We start from the raw sequence: 1065 nt of genomic DNA on the forward strand, positions 1-1065 counted from the left end.
CATTCCCCTGAATGAACAGCTGGGGGACAGCGCGTCACTGACCATTACCCGCAATGGCGTCACCGAACGGACCATTAATGGGTTGATAGCTGGTGCTGAACAGGGTAATACCGATGGTCGTCGCACTGTTTATATTTTCACTGTCCGCCCCACAATGTGGCTGATGACGCTCAATCAGGATAGCCGTATTTTCCATCGGAAGTCTGTACCGGAAATCTTAACGATCCTGCTTAAAGAGCATCGTATTTTATTTGCCTGCGATACGCTCTATAAACGCCATGTCGAACGGGAATACACATCTCTGTCACTCATCATGGGCAGCAATCTGTCGCGTCAAACGACGGGGGCGAAGGGACGACACTGACAAACGAGGTCGCCTTTATTCCAGGACGACTGGACTGGCGGCCCCCTTACCGCTATAAACCCCTGGCGGACGGTGATGAAGTCGCCACGGTGGTCGGGCCGGGAAGCGAAGAGATTTATGTGAACGAACACGGCGCGATACGGATCCATTTCCACTGGAACCGTTACGATAAAGCGGACGACCTCGCGTCTTGTTGGGTACGGGTGGCACAAGGCTGGAACGGCAACGGTTTCGGTTTTATGGCGATACCGCGCGTCGGGCAGGAGGTGATCGTCAGCTATCTCAACGGCGATATCGACCGTCCGATTGTAACGGGGTGTACCTACAATGGCCTCAACCGGCCGCCTCTTGATTTACCGCTGGAGAAAACCCGTACCACCTTTAAAACCCGGACTCGCGGAGGAGAGGGATTTAATGAACTGCGTTTTGAGGATGAAAAAGGCAGAGAGGAAGTGTTTATTCATGCTCAACGGAATATGAAAACGCAGATTCTCCGGGATAAAACCACGCAGATAGGCCATGACCAACAAACAGAAGTGGCGCATAACCGCACGGCGATAATTAAAAACGATGATGATGAAGCCGTGCAGGGCTTTCAGACGCTTGAAGTCGGTCAAAATCAAACGGTAACCATTAAAGGTCAGCAAGCTATTTCCATTGGTAAAAACCATCAATTAAACGTCGCCGATAACCAGCAAATT

The 1065-nt window shown here is 51.2% G+C and carries 1 pseudogene; it reads left to right on the forward strand.

Annotated elements, in window-relative coordinates:
* A pseudogene (tssI, locus tag AAC155_RS24215) lies at positions 1-1065 on the forward strand (type VI secretion system tip protein TssI/VgrG); the annotation flags it as partial.

The sequence above is a fragment of the Photorhabdus sp. HUG-39 genome (genome assembly GCF_963878365.1).
Classification (GTDB): domain Bacteria; phylum Pseudomonadota; class Gammaproteobacteria; order Enterobacterales; family Enterobacteriaceae; genus Photorhabdus; species Photorhabdus kayaii.